At 60.7% G+C, this 25,035-nt stretch carries 23 protein-coding genes; 5 read left to right on the top strand and 18 right to left on the bottom strand.

Going from position 1 to position 25,035, the window contains the following annotated elements; all coding sequences use genetic code 11:
• Positions 1-47: 47 nt before the first annotated feature.
• The 7 genes from HUV26_RS09425 to HUV26_RS09395 all read right to left on the bottom strand — a co-directional run bounded on the left by HUV26_RS09425 (position 48) and on the right by HUV26_RS09395 (position 8,308).
• Positions 48-1,397, bottom strand: a complete 1,350-nt coding sequence (locus HUV26_RS09425; RefSeq protein WP_174409857.1) for an alkaline phosphatase family protein — start codon at positions 1,395-1,397, stop codon at positions 48-50.
• Positions 1,397-2,689: a homoserine dehydrogenase gene (locus HUV26_RS09420; protein WP_243451333.1), complete on the bottom strand. Its 1,293-nt coding sequence runs from the start codon at positions 2,687-2,689 to the stop codon at positions 1,397-1,399. Before HUV26_RS09420 ends, HUV26_RS09425 begins: the two co-directional genes overlap by 1 nt.
• Positions 2,682-3,872, bottom strand: coding sequence for an aminotransferase class I/II-fold pyridoxal phosphate-dependent enzyme (locus HUV26_RS09415; protein WP_174409855.1), 1,191 nt, complete (start codon positions 3,870-3,872; stop codon positions 2,682-2,684). The genes HUV26_RS09420 and HUV26_RS09415 overlap by 8 nt, the downstream gene beginning before the upstream one ends.
• A 323-nt stretch (positions 3,873-4,195) precedes the next feature.
• Entirely contained in the window at positions 4,196-5,611 is a 1,416-nt protein-coding gene (gene gltX, locus HUV26_RS09410) for a glutamate--tRNA ligase (RefSeq protein WP_174409854.1), read from the bottom strand.
• 19 nt (positions 5,612-5,630) lie between these two features.
• Positions 5,631-5,858, bottom strand: a complete 228-nt coding sequence (locus HUV26_RS09405) for a NifU family protein (RefSeq protein ID WP_174409853.1) — start codon at positions 5,856-5,858, stop codon at positions 5,631-5,633.
• Between the two features lie 142 nt (positions 5,859-6,000).
• Positions 6,001-6,885 carry a DUF2156 domain-containing protein gene (locus HUV26_RS09400; RefSeq protein ID WP_174409852.1) on the bottom strand — a complete coding sequence of 295 codons (885 nt, stop codon included), beginning with the start codon at positions 6,883-6,885 and terminating at the stop codon, positions 6,001-6,003.
• On the bottom strand, positions 6,866-8,308 hold the full coding sequence (locus tag HUV26_RS09395; RefSeq protein WP_174409851.1) for an MATE family efflux transporter: 1,443 nt from the start codon (positions 8,306-8,308) through the stop codon (positions 6,866-6,868). The genes HUV26_RS09400 and HUV26_RS09395 overlap by 20 nt, the downstream gene beginning before the upstream one ends.
• Positions 8,309-8,506: 198 nt before the next feature.
• Here HUV26_RS09395 and HUV26_RS09390 point away from each other — a divergent pair, with 198 nt between their 5' ends.
• Positions 8,507-8,878: a hypothetical protein gene (locus tag HUV26_RS09390; protein WP_174409850.1), complete on the top strand. Its 372-nt coding sequence runs from the start codon at positions 8,507-8,509 to the stop codon at positions 8,876-8,878.
• 906 nt (positions 8,879-9,784) lie between these two features.
• Here the strand turns inward: HUV26_RS09390 and lysA are convergent.
• Together lysA and HUV26_RS09380 are read right to left on the bottom strand one after the other, a co-directional pair.
• Positions 9,785-11,113, bottom strand: coding sequence for a diaminopimelate decarboxylase (gene lysA, locus HUV26_RS09385; protein WP_174409849.1), 1,329 nt, complete (start codon positions 11,111-11,113; stop codon positions 9,785-9,787).
• 2 nt (positions 11,114-11,115) lie between these two features.
• Complete coding sequence (locus tag HUV26_RS09380; protein ID WP_174409848.1) at positions 11,116-11,817, bottom strand: TrmB family transcriptional regulator; 702 nt, start codon at positions 11,815-11,817, stop codon at positions 11,116-11,118.
• Positions 11,818-12,150: 333 nt separating this feature from the next.
• Here HUV26_RS09380 and HUV26_RS09375 point away from each other — a divergent pair, with 333 nt between their 5' ends.
• The 4 genes from HUV26_RS09375 (at position 12,151) to HUV26_RS09360 (ending at position 15,968) form a co-directional block, all read left to right on the top strand.
• Positions 12,151-13,128: a hypothetical protein gene (locus tag HUV26_RS09375; RefSeq protein WP_174409847.1), complete on the top strand. Its 978-nt coding sequence runs from the start codon at positions 12,151-12,153 to the stop codon at positions 13,126-13,128.
• 139 nt (positions 13,129-13,267) lie between these two features.
• Positions 13,268-14,437 (top strand): M20 metallopeptidase family protein, encoded by a 1,170-nt coding sequence (locus HUV26_RS09370; RefSeq protein ID WP_174409846.1) that lies wholly within the window; start codon positions 13,268-13,270, stop codon positions 14,435-14,437.
• An 80-nt stretch (positions 14,438-14,517) separates the two neighbouring features.
• Positions 14,518-14,943 (top strand): FKBP-type peptidyl-prolyl cis-trans isomerase, encoded by a 426-nt coding sequence (locus HUV26_RS09365; RefSeq protein WP_174409845.1) that lies wholly within the window; start codon positions 14,518-14,520, stop codon positions 14,941-14,943.
• A 269-nt stretch (positions 14,944-15,212) separates the two neighbouring features.
• Positions 15,213-15,968 (top strand): ferredoxin reductase domain-containing protein, encoded by a 756-nt coding sequence (locus tag HUV26_RS09360; RefSeq protein ID WP_174409844.1) that lies wholly within the window; start codon positions 15,213-15,215, stop codon positions 15,966-15,968.
• Between the two features lie 51 nt (positions 15,969-16,019).
• Here HUV26_RS09360 and thiE read toward each other — a convergent pair whose 3' ends face one another.
• From thiE to HUV26_RS09315, 9 genes are all read right to left on the bottom strand, one after another.
• On the bottom strand, positions 16,020-16,652 hold the full coding sequence (thiE, locus tag HUV26_RS09355; protein ID WP_174409843.1) for a thiamine phosphate synthase: 633 nt from the start codon (positions 16,650-16,652) through the stop codon (positions 16,020-16,022).
• A complete protein-coding gene (gene thiM, locus HUV26_RS09350; protein WP_174409842.1) occupies positions 16,649-17,446 on the bottom strand; it encodes a hydroxyethylthiazole kinase in 798 nt (265 codons plus the stop codon). Before thiM ends, thiE begins: the two co-directional genes overlap by 4 nt.
• A gap of 228 nt (positions 17,447-17,674) precedes the next feature.
• Entirely contained in the window at positions 17,675-18,862 is a 1,188-nt protein-coding gene (locus HUV26_RS09345; protein ID WP_174409841.1) for an aminotransferase-like domain-containing protein, read from the bottom strand.
• 201 nt (positions 18,863-19,063) lie between these two features.
• Positions 19,064-19,885 (bottom strand): LpxI family protein, encoded by an 822-nt coding sequence (locus tag HUV26_RS09340; RefSeq protein WP_174409840.1) that lies wholly within the window; start codon positions 19,883-19,885, stop codon positions 19,064-19,066.
• Positions 19,886-19,975: 90 nt separating this feature from the next.
• Positions 19,976-20,761: an acyl-ACP--UDP-N-acetylglucosamine O-acyltransferase gene (gene lpxA, locus HUV26_RS09335; RefSeq protein ID WP_174409839.1), complete on the bottom strand. Its 786-nt coding sequence runs from the start codon at positions 20,759-20,761 to the stop codon at positions 19,976-19,978.
• Entirely contained in the window at positions 20,762-21,244 is a 483-nt protein-coding gene (gene fabZ, locus HUV26_RS09330) for a 3-hydroxyacyl-ACP dehydratase FabZ (RefSeq protein ID WP_174409838.1), read from the bottom strand.
• Between the two features lie 4 nt (positions 21,245-21,248).
• Positions 21,249-22,277 carry a UDP-3-O-(3-hydroxymyristoyl)glucosamine N-acyltransferase gene (gene lpxD, locus HUV26_RS09325; RefSeq protein ID WP_174409837.1) on the bottom strand — a complete coding sequence of 343 codons (1,029 nt, stop codon included), beginning with the start codon at positions 22,275-22,277 and terminating at the stop codon, positions 21,249-21,251.
• 5 nt (positions 22,278-22,282) lie between these two features.
• Positions 22,283-22,807, bottom strand: a complete 525-nt coding sequence (locus HUV26_RS09320) for an OmpH/Skp family outer membrane protein (RefSeq protein WP_174409836.1) — start codon at positions 22,805-22,807, stop codon at positions 22,283-22,285.
• A gap of 136 nt (positions 22,808-22,943) precedes the next feature.
• Entirely contained in the window at positions 22,944-24,866 is a 1,923-nt protein-coding gene (locus HUV26_RS09315; RefSeq protein ID WP_243451332.1) for an N-acetylmuramoyl-L-alanine amidase, read from the bottom strand.
• Positions 24,867-25,035 lie beyond the last annotated feature (169 nt).

Here is a 25,035-nt window from a genome sequence, read left to right as displayed (position 1 = left end):
CACGCTGACCGGGCCATTTCCGGGAAACAGTCGCGGGAAACACCTCCCTACATGAACGACCTGGCGAGTTCCAGAAGCGCAGGTCCGCCGGAGACGGTGCGCCCCCCGCGGCAGCCGAGTTCGCAGAATGAGGGACAGGCAGACATGGCATCCGCCCCTGCGGCGTGGATGAGGAAGGGAACCGCCCCCCTTTCGTGGGTGCGCGTTGCAGCGCAGGTGATATGGTCGCAGGTGATGACGAAGACCGCATCGGGCAGTGCCTGTCGGAGAGGGGCAAGCAGATCGCGGTCTATGGCCTCCACGGCGGCGCGCTTGCCCTGCGCATCGCCCTGATGGGCGCAGTGGTCCGGGGCATCCACATGAATAAAAGCCGCATCGCCGCCCATGCCCCCTGCCGATACGGGACGCAGGAAACGCAACGCCGCTTCTGCCTTGGCGCGCAGGTCGGTACCGGGCAGCCCCGTGAACCGGGTATCTTCCGCCACGTGCATTCCCGCTGCCCTTCCCAGCCCGCGCAGCAGGGAGATGCCCGTTACCATGCAGGCAGCAAGCCCGTGCAGTGCCGCAAAGGATGGCCAGCGCGGCACAACGCCCTGCCCCCACAGCCAGACCCCGTTGGCAGGCCCGCGCATGGCGCGCAGTTCCTCCTCCATAAGCCGCAGGGCGCCCTGCACCTCGGAAGGCAAGGCCGCGCGGTGCGCTGTGACGGGCTGCCCGAGCAGCCGGTGCGGGCCTTCCGGCCCGTTTGCGCAAACGCCGGGCGGGACCGTGCCGGACGCGGCCATTGCGGATGCAGGAGCGGCGGATACGGTGGCGGCGGATGGAACCGTTATGGCCGGCATGGTGCCCATCGGGCCGGCAGCAGGCGGGTTGGCCGCAGGCGCAGCCTGCCAGCCGCGCTGCACCAGAATATGCCTGTAGGCGGTATCCGGATGAAGGGTGAAGCGGGCATCCGCCGCCGCGAGCACCGCCGCCAGCCGCTGCGCTGTGCGTTTTCCCTCTTCGGCGCCTATGCCGCCCCCCTGCGCATCGTCCATGACCGGACCCTGCGGCGTATCCCGCAGCCGCACAAGCGAGAGCCGCCAGATAAGCGCATCCGCCAGATCCATGCCGGGGGCCGAAGCGGGCAGCACATGCGCAACGCCGCTGCCCAGCGCCTCCAGCGGGGCGCGACCGCAATACAGACTGACGGGGTCGTAACCCAGAAGGGCCATGTTGCCCACATCCGAATCGGGCGGCAGTGCGGGAGGAATGACATGACAAAGGCCCGCCACACAGTGGCGGACCATGGAATCCAATACAGGGGTGCGGGCGGCGCGCATGGGCGTTATGCCCCTTTCGCACTGGGCGGGCACGTCCGCCATGCCGTCCGCGATGCAGAAGACCAGCTTGCGCACTACAGAATCCGGTAGTAGACGGGCTCTCGCACCACAAGGCCCTTGGCCTTCATCTCTTCGACAGCAGCCTTTACGGCACTGGCCGCAGCCTCGTGGGTGAGGAACACCACAGGCACCTCGGCGGCGCCTTTTTCCTTCTGGATGGCCTGCGCGATGGAGATATCCTGCTCCGCCAGCGCACCGGCAAGGTCGCGCAGCACACCCGGCACATCGCGCACGATGACGCGGAAGTAGTAACGCGACCGCGCATCATCGGGCGGCAGGATATCTGCCAGCGGGGGAACCTGCTGCACGAAGCCGGTGTTGTTGGGATACGCGCCGCGCGCCACGCTGAGGATATCGCCCAGCACGGCACTGGCCGTGGCAAGGTCGCCCGCTCCCTGCCCGTGCAGGAAGACGGGACCGCAAGCGTTGCCTTCCAGCCGCACGGCATTGTAGGCCCCGCCCACGCGGGCGATGAGGTAGGTGTGGTGCACCAGCGTGGGGAACACGCCAGCCTCTATTCTGCCTTCCACCTCCTGCACCTGGCCCACCAGCTTTACGCGGTAGCCGAATTCGCGGGCAAACTCTATGTCGTCCGGTTCCACACCGGATATTCCCACCACGGGCAGTTGCTCAAAGGGATAGTTCACGCCGAAGGCCAGCCGCGTGAGCAGGCACAGCTTGTGCGCGGCATCGAAGCCTTCTATATCCAGCGTGGGGTCGGCTTCGGCATAGCCCAGTTCCTGCGCCTGCCGCAGCGCGGTGGCGAAGTCCAGATTGTTGGTGGTCATCTCCGAAAGGATGTAGTTTGCCGTGCCGTTCAGTATGCCCACAAGGCGCGAGATGCGGTTGCCCGCAAGGTTTTCCTTGAGGGTATCCAGAATGGGAATGGCGCCGCACACGCTGGCTTCGTACTTTAGGTGGACACCGTGCTTCTCTGCCAGTTCGAACAGTTCCAGCCCCTGCTCGGCGAGCAGGGCCTTGTTTGCGGTGACCACATGCTTGCCCGCGCGGATGGCTTGCGCGATGAGCGTTTTGGGGGCTTCTATGCCGCCCATAAGCTCGACCAGCACGTCCACTTCCGGGTCGTTCAGCAGGGTGGCGGCGTCATCCGTGAGCACGGTTCCTTCCGGCACCGGGAAGTTGCGCGGCTTGTTCACATCGCGCACGAGGATGGATTTTATGACCACCTCGCGCCCGGACCGGCGGATAATCCAGTCGCGGTTCTCCTCTATGACCTTGGCAAGCCCTGTGCCCACCGTGCCGTAGCCGGCAAGGGCAAGGACAAGCCGTTTCTTTCCGTTAGGCACAGACGTCGCCTCCCGCATTCAGCAATTTCTTTATTCCGCGGCATGCCTGATTGGTGCGGTGCTCGTTCTCTATGAGCGCAAACCGCACATGATCGTCGCCGAAGTGACCGAAGCCCAGCCCCGGAGACACGGCTACCCGCGCTTCTGTGAGCAGCAGCTTGGAGAATTCCACCGAGCCCATGTGCCGGAAGGCTTCCGGTATCTGGGCCCATACGAACATGGTCGCCTTCGGGGGCGGCACCTGCCACCCTGCGCGGTCCAGCCCTTCTATAAGGGCATCGCGCCGGTTCTGGTAAATCTGCACGATGTTGCGCACGCAGTCGATGGGACCGTTCAGGGCAACGGTGGCCGCAATCTGGATGGGCTGGAAGATGCCGTAGTCCAGATACGATTTGATGCGCGTGAGCGCGTAAACCAGTTCACGGTTGCCCACGCAGAAGCCCACACGCCAGCCCGCCATGGAATAGCTTTTGGACATGGAGTAGAACTCCACGCCCACTTCCTTGGCACCGTTGGCCTGCATGAAACTGGGCGGCTTGTAGCCGTCGAAGCCGAGGTCTGCGTAGGCCATATCGTGAATGACGAAAATCTTGTGTTCCTTGGCAAAGTCCACAACCTTCTGGAAAAATTCCGGGGCCGCCAGCTCGGTTGTGGGGTTGTGCGGGTAGCTTATCATCAGCACCTTGGGCTGCGGCCACGTCTGCCGGGTCGCCGCGAGAAGGTCTTCGAAGAAATCGCGCCCCTTGCCGATGGGAATGCGGCGCACGTCCGCTCCCGCTATGATGGCCGCGTAGGTGTGGATGGGGTATGTCGGGTCCGGGGCGAACACCACATCACCCGGCGAGAGCATGGCAAGGGCGAGGTGCGAGAGGCCTTCCTTCGCGCCCATGGTGACCACGCACTCTTTGTCCGGGTCCAGATACACCTCGTAGTTGCGCTGGTACCAGTCGCACATGGCCTTGCGCAGGTTGGGGATGCCCCGGGACACGGAATACCGATGGTTGATGCCTTTGGCCGCCGCCTCGGTCATTTTGTCCACGATGTGCTGAGGGGTGGGGATGTCTGGGTTACCCATGCCCATATCCACTATGTCTATGTTCTGGCGGCGGAGCTGCATTTTCAGCTCGCCCACCACCGCGAACACATAGGGGGGCAGACGGTGCATACGCGGAAATTCTTGCATAGCCTTGGCGTCCTCCAATGACGATTTTCTGAGAGATGCGTACACTAGCGCGCAGCGTGGCGGCTGTCAAAGCTCCAGTTCACCTTCGCTGGCCGTTCCGGGAAAAATGTGCCCGAGATGTGCAACTTTTTGGCAGAAAACTGAACCTGACCGCAGCACAAACACGCTATTTTTCCGCACAGGCGCATAGTCTGTTCATGCAATCCTTTTTTGGCAGCACGTTATGGGGCACACAAGACATGACGAAAACACACAGCACGCCACAAAAAGAACGGCCCCCCGCCGCAGGGCAGGAGGCCGACAAATTGCAGAATGGGGAATGATTACAGGGAGAGCGCGCGGTCCATGCGGGCGAGGGTGCGGTCTTTGCCCAGAATCTCCATCACGTCCGGCAGATTGGGGCCGCCCATGGTACCCACAAGGGCCACGCGCAGGGGCGGGCCGACGGCCTTGAACTTGAGGCCGCTTTCTTCCACATAGCGGGCCATGACATCATGGGTGCTTTCTTTGGTGAAGGACTCCAGCTGCGCAAACAGCGCACGCAGGCTGCCCACATGCTGCCTGCCCTCTTCGGTCAGCGCCTTGGAAACGGCGGCGGCATCGTATTCCAACGCGGCATCTTCCACCAGCATGAACCGCATGGCCTGCACCATTTCCGGCAGGTCTTTGGCGCGTTCTTTCACCAGCGGCACCAGCGCCGCCACATAGGTTGCGTCCACATGGCCGAAACCGGCCTGCTCCACGAAGGGGGCCAGCAGACGGGCCAGTTCGGCATCCGGGGTTGCCTTCATGTAATGGGCGTTGAGCCATTGCAGCTTGTCGGGGTCGAAGCCGGCTGCGGAACTGGTGAGGGCGTCTGTGGAGAACTTTTCGATAAGCTCCTCAAGCCCGAAGATTTCCTGATCGCCGTGTGACCAGCCCAGACGCACCAGATAGTTGACCAGTGCCTGCGGCAGGAAGCCCATCTTCTCGTATTCCATGACCGACAGCGCGCCGTGGCGCTTGGAGAGCTTTTTGCGGTCCGGGCCGAGGATCATGGGCACATGGCCGAACTTGGGAACCGGCATGCCCATGGCCTCGTAGAGCATGATCTGCTTGGGCGTGTTGCTCACGTGGTCGTCGCCGCGCAGCACATGGGTGATGCCCAGTTCGTGGTCGTCCACCACCACGGCAAGGTTGTAGGTGGGGGAACCGTCGCTGCGGCGGATGACCATGTCGTCCAGCTCGGCGTTTTCGAAGGAAAGCGGGCCTTTTACGAGGTCCACCCATCCGGTTCTGCCATCAAGGGGAGCCTTGAACCGCACCACGCGCCCTTCGCCGGGGCCGAGATTGCGCGCACGGCACCGGCCGTTGTACTTGGGCTTGTCGCCCGCCTCGCGGGCAGTCTCGCGCATGGCTTCCACCTCTTCAGGCGTGCATTCGCAGTAGTAGGCCTTGCCCTCTTCTACCATGCGGTCGATGTAGCTATTGTAAATATCTTCACGCCGGCTCTGGTAGATGGGCTCCGCGTCCCAGTCCATCCCCAGCCAGCGCATGGATTCCAGAATGGCGTCCGTGTATTCCTGACGGGAACGCTCGCGGTCCGTATCCTCTATGCGCAGCACGAAACTTCCGCCGAAATGACGGGCAAGCAGCCAGCTGAAAATGGCCGTGCGCGCGCCGCCTATATGCAGGTGCCCGGTGGGCGAAGGCGCGAAACGCGTGACCACCCGCGCCGAAGCCTGTGAGGAATTTGTCATTGTATTTTCTCCAGAAAGGCTATTCTTCCACCGACTCCACGCCCCTGACCTCGCGCACTTCCTTGAGCACAAAGCGCTCCACGACATTACGCAGGGTCATTTTGGACATGGGGCATCCCTTACATCGCCCGGTCAGGCGTACCTGCACGATGCCCTTGTCGGTTATATCCACAAGCTCCACATCGCCGCCGTCGTTCTGTAAAAAGGGGCGCACCTTTGCCAGCGCCGCCTCCACACGCTCTTTCATATGCCTGCTCCTTGCGGGGATATGCCCCTGACCGCATGCCGCAAGCGGACTTTTATTGCGGTTGTTCGGGGCGCAGCCTTTCTAGCCCCCCTGCCATGACGTGTCAAACAGTCCTATGGCTTGCTGCCTGCAGTCCGCCTTCTCAGGCAGGCGAGACGTGTACGGCGTATTTTTCAATAAAATCAACAGGGTTATAGGTGAGCTTTGCCTTGCGCAGCCCCTCGTCATCCAGGTCCTGCTCGCGGTTAATGTAGGTGTATCCCGCGCCTTCTGCAGTGACGAACAGGTTGTTGATGGCCTGATACACGCCCCGATAGCCTGTGCGCCCCTTTTCAAAATGCACCACAAGCGTGTCTTCGGTGAGCTTTTCGCCCACGGTGTAAGCGACCATCTCGCCCTCCACGTACAGGGCACCGCCCACCAGTCCGGGGATGACGTCCCACTCCTCCAGAACGCGGACAATGGCCTCGTTTTCCGCAAGCAGGGCCTCGGACTCCTCGCATTCCCGCCACTGGCACCACTCTTCCTGCAGGGCGATGACATGCTCCACGCAGTCGGGGGTGAGGGGGTGGTACTCGTAGGCGTACTGCTTTTTGAACTGGTTTACGTGGTTCTTTTTCTTGTGGAACCTGTTTCCCGCAAGGGTGGTCAGGTCTTCTGTGCTGTACAGATAATCCCAGTGCCCGCGCGCCTCTTCCAGCACCACACGTGACCCGAGCTGGTTCTGCCAGATTTCCGCCAGTCCCTGCGGCACGCGGTGAAAGCTGCCGCCCTGACTCATATGCGGGCACTGCGCCCAGTCTACGCCGGTCCACGGCCCGAGGGGTGCCCAGCGGATGATGTTCGGACGGGTCTGACGCACCCATACGTGGGTTGTGCTCCATGCCCATTCCAGCCCGTATTCCTCTGCCCACCCCCACAGGTTGGTGAAGGTGTAGTCGGATGACGGGGCGGGGCAACGGTCGAACCGGGCAAGAAATTCGTCCATGCGGTCCATGGTCACGGGGCTATACAGTAGGTCGGACATTGGTCTTGGCTCCTTCCAGCGGCGGCAGTGCGCCCGGAGTATTGCGGGAATTGTTGCGCTTGATCATGCTGAAGCGATACCAGTCGCGCCGCAGCAGCACATACAGCATGGCGGAAGATTGAAATATCTGGGAAACAAGCATGGCCAGATACACCCCTTCCGCATCCTGCCACACCAGATGCCCCAGCACATAGGCCACGGGCAGACGCACCAGCCATGTGGCGGAACTGTATATCGCAAAGGTGTAGATGGTGGCTCCGGCTCCGGTCATGATGCCGCCCAGAGTCATGCTTGCCACCGTGAACGGAACGGAAAGGATGTTGTAAATGAGATAAGTCACTGCCTGCCGTGTGACAGCAGGCTCCGGTGCAAGGAACGCGGCCAAAGGATCTATGAACGGCCACATGATCAGACCCACCACGGTCATGGAGCCGCAGGCTATGCCGATAAGCCGCAGGGCTATGCGCAGGGCTTCATCCCGGCGTCCCGCACCAAGGCTGTTCCCCACAAGGATGCTGCCCGTCATATTGAAGGCGAAGGCAGGCAGGAACAGCAAAGATTCCACACGCATGCCCGCCGTCATGCCCGCCAGCGCGTTTACACTGTCATAGGGAAGCGAGGCGGTTATGGCAAAGAGCACCATGTAGCCGAGATGCCATAACAGCTGCATGCCGCCGGTGGGCAGAGCCACCTTGAGCAGGTACGGCAGTGCCCTGCGCATCCAGCGCAGTTGCGGAAAAGAACTGGGCCTGAGCAGCCCGTGGCGGAACAGCATGACAATGTTGAACGCTGTGGCTGCCGACACCGAGGCAAAGGTGGCCCATGCCACGCCTTTGTACCCGAAGGCGGGCAGCCCGAACCAACCCAGACCGAACCCGAAATCCGTGAACGCATTTACCACGGCGGCAATGGCGGTGGATGCAAGAGGTATGAGCACCATCTTTTGCGCCCGGAATACCGCGTTGGTCACCACCATGAGGTAGTAGGCGGGCAACAGCAGCAGGAAGACATCCAGAAAATACCCGGTGACGGGCAGAATGGTTTCCGGCACCTGCAGCAGGGAAAGGAACTGCCACTTGAACAGCCGCCCCGCCACCCAGATGATCATGCCGCACAAAAAGCCCAGCGCAAGCACCATGGAAATGAAGCGCAGGGCGCGCTTTTGCAGCCCCGCCCCAATGGACTGGCTTATGGCGGCAACACTGCCGTTTGCCATGGCCATGCCGATGACCAGAAAGAAAAACAGGCTCTGGGAAACCAGCCCCACAGCCGCCTGCACGGTGTGGTCTATCTGGCCCGCCACCCACACATCCACGAAGCCGATGGTGAAGTGGAAGAACATCATCACGACCTGCGGCCATGAGAGGTTCCAGATGTTCCTGTATGATGCCTGATCCACGACAGGCGAACCCGACTGTGCCATTCCTGCGATACCTGTGGGAGAAACGGTTGAAAATTCCAGCCTGCATACTGCACCAGCCGAAGGGTGCGGTCAACCAACCTGCCGGGAACATGGTATCCTTTCGGAAACCGGCTCAGAGCAGCACGAAAAATATTGCACCAAGTGTACACATTGTGTACAAACAATGTACTTCCAAGCTCACCGGACACGGAGGTTGCCATGAAGGTCTTCAAGGAAGAACAGGAAATCAAGCGGGTCATTTTTAACGTGGACGCCGACCTTGCGGTGCGGCTGGAAAACGCCAAGAAAAATGCCCGTCAGAACGGAAAAAAACTGAATGTGGACGAGGTGGTGAACGAGGCCCTTGCCCGCTATCTGGACGCTGCCGAAAAGCAGCTCTCCCGCATGCGCCGCAGTACACATTATGGAACAGATCCCATAGTCATGGGGCCTTCTGCCCATTATACGGACGGGGATGCGGGCGGAGATGCGGGTGAGTCCGCCTCTACCACGGCAGTACAGGTGCGCACGCCCGGTAATCTGGCCCCTGCCACTTCGGGCAGCAGGAAAGGTAGACCCATTTCAGAATAAGTCAATCGCCCGCTGGAAGTGATTGCCACAACCTATGGGTGGGATGCGCACCGCCACGGGAACAGCGCAGAATAATCATACAACGACAGGGCCGCCTTTGCTGCATGCAAAGGCGGCCCTGTGCCGTGCGCGATATCCCACACAAAGGGGGGACGAAGGGAGCACGAATGGGGCAGGAACTAGCCTGCCCGCTGCCTGATTACGCGGTGCTTCCCTGCCTTGTTCCGGCCACGTGCGCAAGGGGCACACTCCGCACGCCGCCGGATTGGGCAGCCGCATACGCAGACAGCAAATTTTGCTCAAGGGGACGGGGCATAGCCGCAGCCCGCGCAGAGCTAAAAATTATCCGGGATAAATTTTAGCCCATTCCGCTCCACGCCGCCCGGATTGGCATGTCCGGGCGGCGTGGAAGACGGAAAACGGCACCGCACCGGCTGGCATACCGGTGCTGTGCGTGCCTATCGCCTTTCTGCGCAGACAGCCCGCCCGATGAAGCCGCAGCGGTTGCCGCGTCAGGGTGTTCATCGGTCATCCGGTGCCGTTCATGGCGGCGAAGGGCACCGGCAAGGCTGCAGCGCGGGCAAGGCGCGGCACTGAGGTGGTCCGGGGTGTGCAAACCGGCAGGGATTGCGTTGTTGGTTGCTCAGGGGAACACCACACCCTCGGCCCTTTTCCGGCACCGGCTGGCGGAGCCGGACCGGAAACATGCAAAACTCTTCACCAACGGGTCGCCATGCAAAGCACACCGGGCACGCTACGGGTGTCCCCTTTATGAAGGGCACCCCGAAGTACATGCGGCCCCGGCGCGCCGCTTTTCACCACATCCAGACGCGGAACCGGACGGAACTGGACGAAACCGGATGACACCGGGCGGAACAGGGCGAAACCGGGCCGAATCAGGCGGACTCAGGCGCAGGCACGGAACCGGGCGGCGAATTCCTCTGCCTCCGGGTACATGCGCAGCAGGTCGTCAATGCTTTCGCGACGGCGGATAAGGCGCGGGCGACCATCGGACCCGATGAGCACCTCTGCGGGGCGCAGACGCTGGTTGTAGGGCGAACTCATCACATAGCCGTAGGCTCCTGCGTCCAGCATGCCGATGATGTCGCCTTCCTTGATTTCCGGCAGAGCGCGGTCCTTGGCGATGATGTCGCCGGATTCGCAGATGTTGCCCACGATGGACTGCACCATGGTTTCCGCCACGGGTTCGCCGTCTTCGCGGTAGATTTCCACATCGTGGAAGGAATCGTACATGGCGGGGCGCACCAGCGTGTTGAACCCCAGATCGGTGCCGACGAACCGCTTGGTTCCGTTATTCTTCACGCTGTAGCAGGTGCCCAGCAGCAGCCCGCATTCTGCCACGATATAGCGGCCGGGTTCGCACATGAAGCGGCCTTTGTAGCCGGTGCGGTCGGAAAATTCGGTAATGGCCGCATGGAATGCGGTGCCCAGCGCGTCAAGGTCCAGCCGGGACTCTCCGTCGTATTTGCGGTACGGGATGCCGAAGCCGCCGCCGAAGTCGATGATTTCCAGACCGTTATCCGTCCCGGTGGCCGATGAACCGGCAGGTGCCACCCACTGCTCGGCAATGGACAGCAGCACCTGCATGGCAGCCACATAGCCTTCCGGCTGCATGAACAGCGAGCCTATGTGCATGTTCACGCCGCACAGGGTGAGGCTGTGGCGGGCGAGAATGGCGCGCACCTCGTCCATGCTGGCGGGGTCTACGCCGAACTTGGTCTCCTTGCCGCCGGTGACCACCTTTTGATGGTGTCCCGCGCCGATGCCGGGATTGAAACGCACGACCACCTTGCCGCCGGGGTTTATCTCGCCGAAAAGGTCCAGCTGCGAGAGCGAATCCACACTCACGTTCACGCCGTGATCGATGGCGAACTGCATCTCCTCTGCCGAGACGTTGTTGGAAATGAACAGTATCTGGTCAGGCGTGAAGCCTGCCGCAAGGTTCATGACGATTTCGCCGGGGGACATGGCGTCTACAACCATGCCTTCTTCGCGGATGATCTTCAGCAGATGGATGTTCGTGTTCGCCTTGGCGGAATAGTTGGGCGTGAAGCCGGGGTGCGAGGAAAGGGCCTTGATTTCGCGGCAGCGGCGGCGAAGCATGTTTTCGTTGTACACGTACAGTGTGCTGCCGAATTCCTCCACCAGTTCCATGGGCGTGTTAAGCCCGAAAAAGTCCACGCTGTCCGTATAGGCGGAACGAACATTGCCCATCGTCATTCTCCTGTAAAGCCTCCCCGCAGCCTGATAAGCTCGATCTCGTTGAGCAGAGCCTCGCGCATCAGGTAGACGAGATGCTGGTTCTTTGAATACAGGCACTGGCCCGTGTCTGCCTCCACCAGCCCCACAATGACTTCGCTGGTGTCTGCGATGAGTTTCACGTTTCCCGTGCCCGCGCTGTTCTTCATAAATTTCGCGCCCGCGATGCCCGGATCATCGTTGGAAAGGATGACCACCTTGAGCCCGCGACGCACGCAGTCTTCTATTTCGTTGCGCAGCAGCGCCACATTAGCGGAATGCATGGAGATATACACCCGGTACTCGACCAGCAGCAGCATGTTCCGCATCTTGTCCAGCGTGTTCTCGTAGCCGGAAACGGTAAGATACGGCGCGGCTCCCTCTTCCTGCTCAGGAAGGTGCTGCTCCAGAAATCCTATGGTTTTCTCGCATGACCGGCGCAGGTTCAGCAGCAGTTCCTGTTTGGGAATAGCCACGTAGCGGCTGGCATCTTCGCTGGAGACAACCGCCCCGCCCTTTTCCACAAGGCTGGATAGCGCCGCGTAGGCATTGGAGCGGGATATGCCCGCCGTCTTTGCCGCCTCGTAGCCCGTCATGCCGCCGTGACGGCTGAGCGTGACGTACATGAGCGACTCCTGCTGCGTGAATCCGAACTTCTTGAGCGCCTGAATGAGTTCCATTTCTTCCTCAGTGGTACTAATTGGTACTACTACAATTCTCCTGACCCTGCGTCAAGAGGCTTACCCTGTTCCTGAAAACAATTTTCAACGCACCCTGCCGCACGAAGGGCCGGAACCTACGCGCGGGACGCACCCGAAACAAGGGAAAACGCTGGTCGGGCGGGGGCACCTGTCCGCGTATGCTGCACCTGAAAATCGTAGCCCGCAGAATAATCATCCGCACCGGAGTCACTCTTTCTTGACTCAGCCTGCGCTGTACGTCCATACTTGAGTATGCATACACCCAGCGCGTTCCTGTGGCCACTGCATGGCTGCATCCTTACACTCACCGGCATGCTCATATCTCATGCTGCGTGGGAGAACCTGAGTCTTGCGGCAACGGAATGGAACGGGCACTTCAGCGCGCCGGATATTATTCTGATGCTGTATCTTGTGCTTTATCTGCCGGCCATGCAACGCCGCAGAACGGCAAACGGCTTGCTCGCCATGCTGATGGTTCTACCGCTCTATGCCATTCTCTCCGGTGCCCATGAGTCTGTGTTTGCCCTTTCCGGCGCGGCGGGGATACCCCTTGCTCCGGGCATGCCTGCCGGACTGGAGCAGACTGCGGACGCGCTCTTTCTTCATACCCATCTGCTGGTGGCCGCATTTACGCTCACTGCGCTTGTATGCCTTCTCGCCGTGCTGGAACCTTCTGCCGCCTCTCACGCGAACATTTCGCAAACCGGACAGCCTGCTGTGCATCGCACGTTCCCTGCTGCGAAGCCATTCTCCTTGCTCTCCGGCGCCTCCCCACGTCTGACGCTGAGCACCATGCCGGAAGCGGACGGACAGGCCCCCGGAAATGCTCCTGTCCCCCCCGCCACACGCGGAGCAGGCAGAGCGGGCTGCATTGTCTTTCTCATATCCCTCTTTCTGTTCTGGAAGTTTGTGCATCTTCCACCGGAATATCCTGATGATGCCCTGCCCGAACTGATTCTTCCCTCGCTTGCCTCGCTGCTTGCCCTGCTCTTTCTGGGGCTTTCCTTCCGGCAGCCCCGCCCCTTTCTGTCCCTCGCCGCCATGGTTATGACGGTGTATGCGCTGGTACAGGCCTGCGGCCTTCTTCTCATTGGGTATTTTGAGGATTTTCTGCTGCTGAACGACATCTATCTCCCCTTCCTCAGCCCCAATGACACCGCCGATACCCAGCATCTTGTGCTGTGTGCCCTGTATCTGCTTATGGCCCGCAGGCTCAGCACCCTCTCCCGCCGCCGTGCAGCAGGCGGTTTTGCTTCCGGGCCGGAACAGGACGGGCAGAATCTTCCGTAGCAGGTCTGCCTTTGAGTTGTTTCCGGGTCCGCAACGCGCTACACTGACCCATGCGGCAGAACCCCCGGCAGCAGCGCGGGGACACTCGCATGACGCTTTGACAGACTTTTCATAATCACGAACCCTATACGGAATTATTATGGATACCATACGTACCCTCACGGAACAGACCGTTCCCTACCTTATTGCGGCGCGGCGCGACCTGCACCGCATTCCCGAACTGGCCTTTGAGGAGGTGAAAACGGCGGCTTACGTGGCGCGGGCACTGGCGGACATGGGCCTGCCTGTTGACACCGGGATTGCGGGCACTGGCGTCATGGGCCTTTTGGAGACGAACCGCCCCGGCCCCGTGGTGATGCTCCGCGCCGATATGGACGCTCTGCCCCTCACGGAATGCACGGGCCTTGAGTACTGCTCGCTGCACGAAGGGTGCATGCACGCCTGTGGACACGATGCGCACATGGCTATTCTGCTGGCCACGGCCAAGGTGCTTACCTCCATGCGGGACAGCCTGCGCGGCACGGTGAAATTTCTGTTCCAGCCTGCCGAAGAGTATCCCGGCGGCGCAAAGCCCATGATTGAACAGGGCGCGCTGGATAATCCCGCCGTGGATTACTGTATGGGCCTGCATGTGTGGCCAGCAACTCCCTCCGGCATGGTGGACGTGAAATCCGGCCCGCTTATGGCCGCCATGGACAGGTTTGACGTGACCATACACGGCAGGGGCGGGCATGCCGCCAAGCCGCACGAATGCGTGGACGCGCTGGAAATAGGGACGCAGGCCGTGGGCGCACTGCAACGCATTATCTCCCGCAAGGTGGACCCCGTGCAGCCTGCCCTGCTCACGGTGGCCATGTTCCGCGCCGGGCACGCCTTTAATGTGATTGCGGAAACCGCCAACTTCGGGGGCACCCTGCGCACCTTTGACAGGGACATACGGAGCCGCTGGGAAGAGCGTATCCGGCAGGTGGTGGGCGGCGTGTGCGATGCCATGGGGGCCACGTTTGATCTGGAATTCATCAACGGCTATCCGCCCGTGATCAACGATCCCGCCATGGCAGACATTGTGCGCAGGGCCGCCATTGCCACCGTGGGCGCGCAGAACGTGCGCGAGGCCACGCCCACCATGGGGGGAGAGGACATGGCGTATTTTCTGGAACGTGTTCCCGGGTGCTTCTTCTTTCTGGGCACCGGATTTGAAGGCGGCCAGAGCATACACAACCCCGCCTTTACGGTGGACGAAAAGGCGCTTCCCGCTGGCGTGGAGACATTCTGCCGGGCCGTGTGGGAGTTGCTGGGAAACGCATGATTTGCGCCCTTGCGGATTGACAAGAGGGGCCGCAACAGACAAGCTGTTCGCTTCTTATCCCTATTAACCAGGAGACGTGCATGACTCAGGCCAAAGACGGTGATTCCGTAAAAGTTCATTATACCGGCACGCTGAGCGACGGCACAGTGTTTGATTCTTCCCGTGACGGCGAACCCCTTGAATTTACCCTCGGTTCCGGCATGCTCATTCCCGGCTTTGAAGCCGCCGTTATCGGCATGAGTGTGGGCGACGCGACCAAGGTTTCCATTGCACCGGAAAACGCATACGGTTCCGTGAACGAAGAACTCGTTCTGGATATTCCCCGCTCGCAGGTTCCGCCGCACATCAGCCCCGAAGTGGGCATGATGCTGCAGTTGCAGACCGATGACGGCATGATGGAAGTGGTTATTACCTCCGTTACCGATGACGCCATTGTGCTGGACGCCAACCATCCCCTTGCCGGTCAGGAACTGACCTTTGAAATCGAAGTGATGGAAATAGGCTAAGCCTGCCGCGCACGCGGCAGTGTGCAGGGATGAGGTTCGGGCTTCCCGCAAGGCGCGCACCGGCAGATGCCGGGCAATGCGCCTTTTGCCTTGTCTGCCCCCTGCCTGTATTGCTCTGTTCATGCCAACGCGCACAAACGCCGCCGGGGTTCTTATGGAACAACGGCGGCGTTCTTTTTTGCCCGCCGCCATGCCGGTATGCGGCTGGACAAACAGCCGGGTTGCGCTACAATGGCGGCACAAAGAACCACCCCAGCAGCGGAGGCTCCATGAGCGAACCCAAACCGGCCAGAGTGATGAAAACCATCCGGGAGAACAGCGACACCACCACCATTGTTCTGGACGTGGCGGACGAGCGGTTCAAAAAATTCCGTCCCGGCCAGTTCGCCACCATACGCATTATGGAAGACGGCGTGTGGTCGGAGCCGCATCCGTTCACCATATCCGGGGCCCCCGGTGACACGCTGCAAATGACCATTAAAGGCAAAGGGCGTTTTTCCTCGCAGCTTGTGCCCTCGCTGGACTCCAGCGCCCGCGTGCAGTGCGCCGGGCCTTTCGGGGCCTTCTGTAAGGACATAACGCAGCGGGAAGAGGTGGTCATGATTGCAGGCGGGGTGGGTATAACGCCGTTTCTTTCTGTTTTGCGCCACTTCTGCAAGACGGGGGCGCAGAACGTGTGCACGCTGTTCTGGTGCAACAAGACCTTTGCCGATGCCTTTGCCGCTGCGGAGCTGGAGGATATGGCACGGAGCATGCGGCTGACGGTGATTCACGTTCTCAGCCGGGAAACCAACCCGGACATGTATTTCGAGGAAGACAGGCCCCACATACGGTTTGAAAAGGGGCACTTTTCACGCGAGATGCTGGCGCGGCATATACGATCCACCACGGCCTCATTCTACCTGTGCGGACCGAGCGGCATGCAGCAGACCGTGCTGGAAGAGCTGGCCGCCTACGGCATAGAACCGGATGCTGTGGAAAAGGAGGCCTTTGCCTTCCGCCAGTCAGAAGTTTCGCCCGCCTGACGGGCCAGTAACGGATATATGGCGGGCCGCTGCGGGCCGACAGGAATGCGGCTATTTTCCGTCCACGGTGCGGCGAAGGGCCGCTGCGGCAAGGCGCACGTCCGGCTGCCCGCAGAGGGCGGAAACCACGGCCACGCCGTCCGCTCCGGCCAGCAGCACATCTGCCGCATTGCCTGCGCCGATGCCGCCTATGCCCACCAGCAGGTGATGGGTGGCAAGACGGATGCGCCGCACCCCTTCCAGCCCCCACGGCGGTGCCGTATCGGCCTTGGTGGATGTGGCGAACACAGGACTTATGCCCAGATAATCCACATCCAGCCGCTTGGCCTCGTGCACGTGGGCCATGGTTTCCACGGAGAGGCCGATGATGGCATCCCTGCCGAGCAGCGCACGGGCGGTTTCATAAGGCATGTCTGTCTGGCCCAGATGCACGCCGTCTGCACCGCAGGCAAGCGCCACGTCCACCCTGTCGTTGATGAGCAGCGGCACGCCGAGGGGCGCAAGTTCTGCCCTGACGGCGCGGGCTGTTTCCACAAAGGTGCGGGTGTCCAGCGATTTTTCCCGCAGCTGCACCACGGTGACACCGCCTGCAACGGCTTCGCGCACGGTCTGCACAACACCGTGCCCGCCGCACAGGGCGCGGTCTGTGACGAGATACAGGGAATAATCTACCCGCTGCCTCATGCCTCTACCACCACATGGTCATGAATATTTTGCAGTTGCATGGCGTACAACGCATCCAGAAAATGCACCTGAAAGCTGCCCGGTCCTGCGGCCTGCTCTGCCGCCATGCCGCCCGCCACAGCCATCACGGCCATGCCGCACAACGCCCCGGTAAAGGCATCGCCCGCAGCCGCCACATGCGCCGCCACCAGCGCGGTGGCCGTGCAGCCCATTCCCGTAACCCGTGGCATGAGGGCGCTGCCGCCCCGCAGTCGGACGGTTCTGCCGCCGCCCAGAACGACATCTTCTTCGCCGCTTACCACCACGACACAACCGAAGGATTCTGAAAGCTGCATCGCCGCCTCAAGCGCATCGGAGGGTGCTTTGATTGAATCCACACCTTTGGTCGCCCCTTCTGCGCCGCAGAGGGCCAGAATTTCTGAGGCATTACCGCGGACCACGGCGGGACGCACCGTGCGCAGGAGCGTGAGGCAGGTTTCCGTGCGCAAGGCGGACGCACCGGCGCCCACAGGGTCGAGCACCACGGGCACCTTGCGTGCGGCGGCACACCGCCCCGCGAGCAGCATGCTTTCTATCCACGGCCTGCTCAGGGTGCCTATGTTCAGCACCAGCGCGCCGGAAATGGCGACCAGTTCTTCCATCTCTTCCGGGGCATGCGCCATGATGGGTGAAGCTCCCGCGCTGAGCAGGGCGTTTGCGGTGGTGTTCATGACCACGTAGTTGGTGATGTTATGCACCAGCGGCGACGCCTGCCGAACAGCGACCACATTCAGCCAGATATTGTTCGCATCCATGAGGAGTTCCTTTCCGATGAACGTGTTGTGTGCCCAGGAACCTGATGCGTTTCCGGGCCCTGCCTGTGCCTCTATGCCCCTATGCGCCTATGCGCCTAAACCATTGTTCCGGTGCACGGACCGGACGAGGCATATTCCGGCAGGGTATGAAAAACCGGGACATCCCGCAACGGGTGCCCCGGCATAATTTCGTCCTGCCCGAAACGGATGGGCGGCATTCCCTTGCGGTCAGGCCGCGCTTTGTGCCTGATGCAGGCACTCGCGCAGGCAGGCTCCGAGGCGGGCGATGCCTTCTTCTATCTTCTCCGGGCTGGCGTTGGAGAAGTTCAGGCGGAAGGTGTTGTCCGTTCCGTCCACGTAGAAGGGGCGGCCCGGCACAAAGGCCACGTTGCGCTGTATGGCCCGTTCGAACACCTGTTCGGCGGAAAGGCCCTGCGGCAGGGTGCACCAGAGGAACATGCCGCCCTGAGGGTCTGTGGCGCGCACCTCCTGCGGGAAGTGCTCGCGTATGGCAGCCACCATGAGGTCGCGGTGGGTTTTGTAGCGTTCGCGGATGGAGGCGATGTGCGCATCCACGTCATTATCCGCCAGATAGCGGTAGAGTATGCGCTGAGTGAGCGTGGCGGTGTGCAGGTCGCAGGCCTGTTTGGCCCGCACGAGGCTGTCCATGAGGCCGTCCGGGGCATACACCCAGCCGAGGCGCATACCCGGGGCAACCATCTTGGAAAAGGAACCGAGCAGGATGGAGGGGGTTGTCATGTAGCTGCGCACGGGCGGAAGGTCTTCACCCATGAAACGCAGTTCTCCGTAGGGGTTGTCTTCTATGACGATGCAGCCGTGCCGCCCTGCAATTTCCGCCACAGCCTTGCGGGTGGGGGCATCGTAGGAAATACCCGAGGGGTTTTGGAAATTGGGGACGGCGTAGAAGAACCGTGCGCCGGTCTGTTGCAGCACGGCATCGAGTTGTCCGGTATCTACGCCGGTTTCCAGAAGGTCCACCGGCTTGAAATCCACCCCGTACATGGAAAAACACTGAATGGCGCCGAGGTACCCCGGACGCTCTATGACCATAGGCTCGCCCCGGTTGCACAGGGCGCGGCCCACCATATCCAACGCCTGCTGGGAGCCTGTGGTGATGAGGATATCATCCGGCCGGGCAGCAAGCCCCTGTTTCGCGTAGCGTTCCGCAATCCAGTTGCGAAGCGGTTCATACCCTTCTGTGGTGGAATATTGCAGGGCTGCCGCGCCATCTTCTGCAAAAACATGGGCAGCCGCCTGCGCCACCTTGTCCGCAGGGAAGGAATCCGGGTGCGGAAGCCCGCCCGCGAAGGAAATGACCTCCGGCCGCGCTGTTACCTTGAGGATTTCCCGTATGTACGACCTGTGAACGCCCTGCATCCTGTCTGCTGTTCTCATGGGAACTTCCTCCTGTATGGTCTGCCCGTCTGTGGGCAAAGCGGTATCGCCATGAAGAGCGCCTGCGACACACTGAAGACCTGAGCACGCACTCGCATCCGGTGTTGAAAAAACAGCCCGCCGTATGCCTGCGGGCCTGTTCTGCTCGGTGGCAGATCCGTTCAGGCTCCCGGACATGCCGAATGACTACCAGCCGGACGGCTACCTGCCGAACGCATCGTCCAGCCCCACCACCGCCAGCGAGTGGGCATCTGCCAGTGCCAGCGCCTCTTCACGATCAAAAAACAATGTCTTTCCGGCATGGTAGGCAAGGCAGGAATAGCCCCCTTCCACCAATGTCCGCATGGTCGCCGAGCCTATGGCGGGCAGGTCTATGCGCTCGTCCTGTCCGGGTTTCACGATCTTGATGGCCACACAGCCCGCGCCGCCCAGTTCCGCCCCCCGGCGCAACGCGGCATCCGTGCCCTCCAGCCCCTCCACAGCGACAACCATGCCGCGCTTGACCACAATGCACTGCCCTATGTCCAGCCGCCCTATGGCAGCGGCAATGGGCCAGCCGTAACGCAGGTCTTCCCATTCTTCCTGCGTGGGTTGCCTGCGGGAAACCACGCCGTCCGGCCCGCGCAGACCTGGAACGAGTTCCGCCGCCTGCACGATGGCGAGGCCTTCGGACTGCAGTTCTTCCATCACTGCGCGCAGCAGCACGTCGTCCCCTTTGGAACGCAGACGGAACAGCACCTTGGCGGCGCGGAAATCGGGCCGCAGATCCAGTGCGCGGGGCTTGCTTATGGCACCCGCAAAGCACAGACGGCGCACGCCGCGCGACCGGAAAAATTCGATGAGCTTGTTCAGTGCGCCCAGATGCAACATGCTGAACTGGTCAGCCACGGATGCCAGCGCGGGGTCTGTGTGGCCGTGAAAACCGCACATGACCACGCCCATTCCGGCCTCACGCGCGCCCCGTGCCACGAGAGCCGGGAACTGGCCGCCGCCGGCCACTATGCCTATGTTTTCCTGCGCCATACGATCCTCATGAGGCCACGTTGCCACGAAAAAACGGGAGAAAGGCCGCGCCTTTCTCCCGTTGCATGCCGGGTACAGTGCGGCGAACGATTAATCGGCGGGTAGAATACCGCGCTCGCTGGCCCGCACAAATTCAACAAAGGAGAGAATCTCCGGAAAGACGCCGTACTCGTACTCCAGCTGCTCCAACGCTTCCTTGCGGGGGGTGTCGGAGTGCCAGACAAGACGAAAGGCGCTCTTGAGCGCGGCGATAAGTTCACGGGAAGCCTGAAGACGGCGCAGACCCACAAGGTTGGGGCCATGCACCCCGGCCCGGTTGCCCACGGCCAGCATGAAGGGAGGCAGGTCCTGACTTATGCCGCTCATGCCGCCCACAAAGGCATAGGCACCTATGCGCACAAACTGATGCACGGCGGAAAGCCCTGCCAGAATGGCGCGGCTGTCCACGGAGACATGCCCTGCAAGGGTGGCTCCGTTGGACATAACGATCTCGTTACCCAACTGGCAGTCGTGTGCCACATGGGTGTAGGCCATAAAGAGGTTGCCGTTGCCCACGCGCGTGAGTCCGCCGCCGCCGGCGGTGCCACGGTGCAGGGTGGCGAATTCGCGCACGGAATTGCCGTTGCCCATTTCCAGCCAGCTTTCCTCTCCGGCGAACTTAAGATCCTGCGGTTCGCCGCCCACAAGGGCGTAGGAATGGATATGGTTGTCTGTGCCCATGCGGGTGAACCGCTTCACGGAGGCAAAGGCATCTATGCGGCTGCGGTCGCCGATGACGACATCATCTTCAATGACAGCGCACGGGCCCACCACGACATCTGCACCCAACTGCGCGCCGGGAGCTATGAACGCGGAAGGATGTATCTGGGAAGCCACTTACATCTCCTCCTTGTTCATGATGGCAGCGGTCATTTCCGCCTCTGCGGCGAGCTTGCCGTCCACATACGCCTTGCCCTCCATCTTCCACAGCTTGAGCTTGTGGCGGATGAGGCTGCAATGCAGTTCCAGCCGGTCACCGGGGTATACGGGCTTGCGGAAGCGCACCTTTTCCATGCCGGTGAAGAGGAACAGCTTGTCCTCTATGGTGGTATCTGTGCTTTTTATGACCAGAATGCCGCCGGTCTGGGCCATAGCCTCAAGGATGAGCACCCCCGGCATTACAGGCATGCCGGGGAAATGCCCCTGAAAGAACGGTTCGTTCAGGGTCACATTTTTATAGGCCACAATACTCTGGTTGGGCGTGAAATCCAGCACACGGTCCACCAGCAGGAAAGGATACCTGTGGGGCAGCAGTCCCAGAATCTTCCGTATGTCGAACGAATTGGGCGAATTGGTCGAATTGGGGGTAGATTGCGTCATGAGGCTATTTCTCCGCTCCATTCTTCAGCTCAGCCAGCTCTTTTTCGAGCCGCTGCAGCCGTTTGTACATATCCGGCAGCTTGGGCATGACCGAGAGGGTACGCATGTAGGTTCCCTTGTCCACGGCGGGGGTGCCGCCCATGGTCTGCCCTGCGGGTATATCCTTGGCAACGCCCGCCTTGGGCCCCAGCGTTACGCCATCGCCTATGGAAAGATGCCCGGCAATGCCAGCCTGCCCTGCCATGGTGACGTTATTCCCCACCTTGGTGGAACCGGAAATGCCCACCTGCGAGATGATCAGGCACTGCCCGCCCATCTGCACATTGTGGCCTATCTGCACCAGATTGTCTATCTTGGTGGAGTCGCCCACCGAGGTAACACCAAGCACCGCGCGGTCAATAGTGGTGTTGGCACCTATTTCCACATCACTGCCTATCTGCACAGTGCCGATCTGCGGGATCTTTTGAATACCGAACGACGTGGGAACGAACCCGAAGCCGTCTGCACCGAGCACCACGCCCGCATGGAGAATGCATTCGTCGCCGATAACAGTTCCCGCCATGAGCACTGCGTTGGGATACAGTATGCAGCCCCTGCCTATGCTACAGTCTTCGCCCACGTAACAGCCGGGAAAGAGCACCGTTCCCTCCCCTACCACGGCACGCGGCCCGATGTAGGCAAAGGGGTAAACGGTACAGCCTTCCGCGACCCTGGCCGCAGGGTCTATGCACGCCATGGGATGCACGCCGGAGAGCGTGCCCTGCGCCTTGGCAAACAGCGAGACGCAGCGTCCGAAGTCCAGATAGGGATTGTCGCTGACTAGGGCCCTTTTCACCTCTCCGGCGAAATCGGCACTACAGATGACAGCCCCCGCCCGCGTGGAAGCCAGTTGCGGAACGTACTTGGGATTGGCCAGAAAGCTTATCTCATCCGGCCCTGCCGCCTCAAGGGTGTTCACCCCGGCGACATCCATGTCTTCGCCCCGCAGGTCCAGCCCCAGTTCCGCGGCTATGTCGGAAAGCCTGCGCGCCATGCTGCCTACTTCTTCTTGTTTTCGCGGTAGATGCGGTTCAGTTCAACCATCACTTCCTTGGTCACATCCAGAGCGGGCTCTGCATGCACCATGGAAGGATAGGAGCGGTCAAAGATGATGTCGTACTGGTTCTTCTTGGCAAAGTCCTGCGTGGCCATGAGAATCATGGTAGAGATGGATTTGCGCACGCTTTCGTTGGCTGCCTGCACCTTGCGGGCAAGGGCGCGCTGCTTGTCTTCCACATCGCGGCGCATGCGCAGCAGTTCCACCTTTTTGTCTTCACGTGCGGCTTCGGAAAGAGCAGCAGCCTGCACCTGCAGTTCCTGCATCTTCTTTTCCAGATCTTTCGCCAGATTCTCCACGGTCTTGGCTTCCGCGCCGAAGTCTCCCTTCATCTTCTCCTGTGCTGCCTTGGCCGGTTCGGATTCGGTGGCCAAAGTCATGGAGTCGATGTAACCGAATTTGCCTGCAGCAGCAGGAACCACGCTCGCCACCAGAAGAACGAGAGTAAGGAAAAGAATCTTACGCATTGGCTGTAACTCCTTTATTCACCATGTGAAAATTGCTTTGTGATACGATTACCCGCTGCGGATCAATCCGCCACCCAAACCGCTGCGGGCGTGATGCAGAGGAATAGCCCCCAACACTCTTGAACGTCAAGAAGTGTTACATGGCGGCATATTTTTCCAATTGCCGGGTGTACAAATCCACCCCTTTGACGATGCCATCAGCCATTTTTTCCAAATATTTGTCAGATTGGATGCGCCGCGCCTCTTCCCTGTTGGTGCAGTAGCCCAATTCTACAAGAACGGACGGCATCTTTGCTCCCATGAGCACATAAAACGGTGCGCTGCGTACGCCGTTGTCCTTGACCGAAAATCCGCCGGAACGGGCCTGCCCCACCATGTTCTTCTGGATAAGCGAAGCCAGATCCTTGGATTCCTGCATCTTGGAATTGAGCATCAGGTCGGTGAGAATGAACTGCAGGTCGCTGATGCGCTTTTCGCTCACCGCGTTTTCCCGCGCGGCCACGCGGACAGCACTCTCGGAACTGGCGAGGTCAAGGTAGTAGGTTTCCAGCCCCACGACGGAAGCGCTGCGGTGCGCGTTTATGTGAAAGGAGATGAACATGTCTGCCTTGCGCACGTTTGCCATGGCAGTTCGCTCCTCAAGCGGCACGAAGACATCCTTGGTTCTTGTATACAGGACCGTGAAGCCTTTCTTGGTAAGGCGGTCGCCCACCATCTTGGCCACACGCAGAACATAGTTTTTTTCCTGAATACCGTGCGCCACGGCACCGGGGTCTTTTCCTCCGTGGCCGGGATCAAGCATGATGGTCTTTACGGTCAGGCCCAGCTGCTTGACAAGATCGCCCGCCTGTTCCTTGCCACCGGGGGGAACAACGTAGGGCTCCTTCTTTGCAGGGGACTGCTCTGCCTTTTTGGCAGGGGCCGGTTTTGCCGCAGCCTGCTTCGCAGGTTCCGGTTCCGTGCGGGGTGCCGCCGGTTTTGCCGCATCCGCGACAGCCACCTTGGAGGAAGTTACGTCTATGATGATGCGGTAGGGATTATCGAGCGAAAAAACCGTGTATTTCTGTACAGCTTCGAAATCCAGCACAACACGGCTTACCCCCGGATTGGGCGTTCCGGTGCGTACCCGGCGCAGAATGCCGTCCGCTATGGTCAGTTCGCTGTCCACACGGGAACCAAGGGTAGTCCCCTTAAGGTCCACGTACAGCCGGAAGGGAAGCCCGAGCTTCTTGTCCTCCGGCAGGATCTGGTACTGGTAGGGAACTTCGCCCGTTACGTTGAGGACGATACGGGTGTATTCGTTGCTGCCCTGATACCGGATTTCGTGCAATTCCATAAGCCCGCCCGCAGCGACCGGCTGGCTTTGCCGTGCCGGTTCCTGAACGGACGGCGGGGCAACGTCGGGAACGGGCTGGATCTGTTTTGCGGGCTGCGGCTGGGCCTGCGGAGCCTGCTTAGTCTGGGCCTGCTTTGTTTGGGCCTGACCGGGTGCCGCTGCCGCCTTTGCGGGAGGAGAAGCTTTGGCTGCGGCCTTTTCACCACTGATGCGGCGATGCAGTTCGCGGGCGCGGGCAAACATATCCCCCTTGGGATATTGTTTGAGAATCGTGTTCAGGTCCGCCAGTGCGGACTCCGGATCATTGAGATTGTTGTAGTACAACTCGGCGCGGCGGTAGAGGCTGTCATCAGACCAGCTATGCTTGGGAAAACGCGAAGCAACACGGCCGTAATAGTCGGCTGCCGTCTTGAAATCCGAAGCCAGAAAAGAACGCTTGCCCAGCTCCTCGTTCACACGGGCAGCATAGAACAGCGCCTTGGGTGCGTTGGCTCCGTTAGGGTCACGCTTGAACACGGCAAGAAACCGCTCTTCCAGCTGTTTCCAGTGGGAGCGGAAATTGGCGCGCTTTTCATCGCCTGAGAGTGACCGGAAAGCCTGATATGCATTCTGGTATTCCGCAGTGGTGGATGCCCGGGCCACATGCGGCAAAAGAAGGAAGATGCACAACAGACAGAGCAGCAGTGCTGCCAGCTTACCCGATCGGAAAACAAACATTTCCATTATGAATCAATATGGACCTGAAATAACAAGAGTATGGATTTCGGATTGAGGAGGAACGCAGCTCATGCCCGAAGCTCCTTCCTTACATATCGTCCCCGGCAGCCTACTGGAACATACCTGCGGATGCAACCCGAAACAGATATCCGATGCTGAAACGGACAGGGGGCGC

It is taken from the genome of Desulfovibrio psychrotolerans (genome assembly GCF_013340305.1).
In the GTDB taxonomy this organism is placed as follows: Bacteria; Desulfobacterota; Desulfovibrionia; order Desulfovibrionales; family Desulfovibrionaceae; genus Halodesulfovibrio; species Halodesulfovibrio psychrotolerans.
This window is presented reverse-complemented; position numbering and strand designations above follow the sequence as displayed.

Bases quoted from the DNA above. Each gene is read 5' to 3' on its own strand.
- HUV26_RS09415 (WP_174409855.1), bottom strand. From the start codon at position 3,872: ATGCAAGAATTTCCGCGTATGCACCGTCTGCCCCCCTATGTGTTCGCG.
- gltX (WP_174409854.1), bottom strand. From the start codon at position 5,611: ATGACAAATTCCTCACAGGCTTCGGCGCGGGTGGTCACGCGTTTCGCG.
- HUV26_RS09405 (WP_174409853.1), bottom strand. From the start codon at position 5,858: ATGAAAGAGCGTGTGGAGGCGGCGCTGGCAAAGGTGCGCCCCTTTTTA.
- HUV26_RS09400 (WP_174409852.1), bottom strand. From the start codon at position 6,885: ATGTCCGACCTACTGTATAGCCCCGTGACCATGGACCGCATGGACGAA.
- HUV26_RS09395 (WP_174409851.1), bottom strand. From the start codon at position 8,308: ATGGCACAGTCGGGTTCGCCTGTCGTGGATCAGGCATCATACAGGAAC.
- HUV26_RS09390 (WP_174409850.1), top strand. From the start codon at position 8,507: ATGAAGGTCTTCAAGGAAGAACAGGAAATCAAGCGGGTCATTTTTAAC.
- lysA (WP_174409849.1), bottom strand. From the start codon at position 11,113: ATGGGCAATGTTCGTTCCGCCTATACGGACAGCGTGGACTTTTTCGGG.
- HUV26_RS09380 (WP_174409848.1), bottom strand. From the start codon at position 11,817: ATGGAACTCATTCAGGCGCTCAAGAAGTTCGGATTCACGCAGCAGGAG.
- HUV26_RS09375 (WP_174409847.1), top strand. From the start codon at position 12,151: ATGCTCATATCTCATGCTGCGTGGGAGAACCTGAGTCTTGCGGCAACG.
- HUV26_RS09370 (WP_174409846.1), top strand. From the start codon at position 13,268: ATGGATACCATACGTACCCTCACGGAACAGACCGTTCCCTACCTTATT.
- HUV26_RS09365 (WP_174409845.1), top strand. From the start codon at position 14,518: ATGACTCAGGCCAAAGACGGTGATTCCGTAAAAGTTCATTATACCGGC.
- HUV26_RS09360 (WP_174409844.1), top strand. From the start codon at position 15,213: ATGAGCGAACCCAAACCGGCCAGAGTGATGAAAACCATCCGGGAGAAC.
- thiE (WP_174409843.1), bottom strand. From the start codon at position 16,652: ATGAGGCAGCGGGTAGATTATTCCCTGTATCTCGTCACAGACCGCGCC.
- thiM (WP_174409842.1), bottom strand. From the start codon at position 17,446: ATGGATGCGAACAATATCTGGCTGAATGTGGTCGCTGTTCGGCAGGCG.
- HUV26_RS09345 (WP_174409841.1), bottom strand. From the start codon at position 18,862: ATGAGAACAGCAGACAGGATGCAGGGCGTTCACAGGTCGTACATACGG.
- HUV26_RS09340 (WP_174409840.1), bottom strand. From the start codon at position 19,885: ATGGCGCAGGAAAACATAGGCATAGTGGCCGGCGGCGGCCAGTTCCCG.
- fabZ (WP_174409838.1), bottom strand. From the start codon at position 21,244: ATGACGCAATCTACCCCCAATTCGACCAATTCGCCCAATTCGTTCGAC.
- lpxD (WP_174409837.1), bottom strand. From the start codon at position 22,277: ATGGCGCGCAGGCTTTCCGACATAGCCGCGGAACTGGGGCTGGACCTG.
- HUV26_RS09320 (WP_174409836.1), bottom strand. From the start codon at position 22,807: ATGCGTAAGATTCTTTTCCTTACTCTCGTTCTTCTGGTGGCGAGCGTG.
- HUV26_RS09315 (WP_243451332.1), bottom strand. From the start codon at position 24,866: ATGGAAATGTTTGTTTTCCGATCGGGTAAGCTGGCAGCACTGCTGCTC.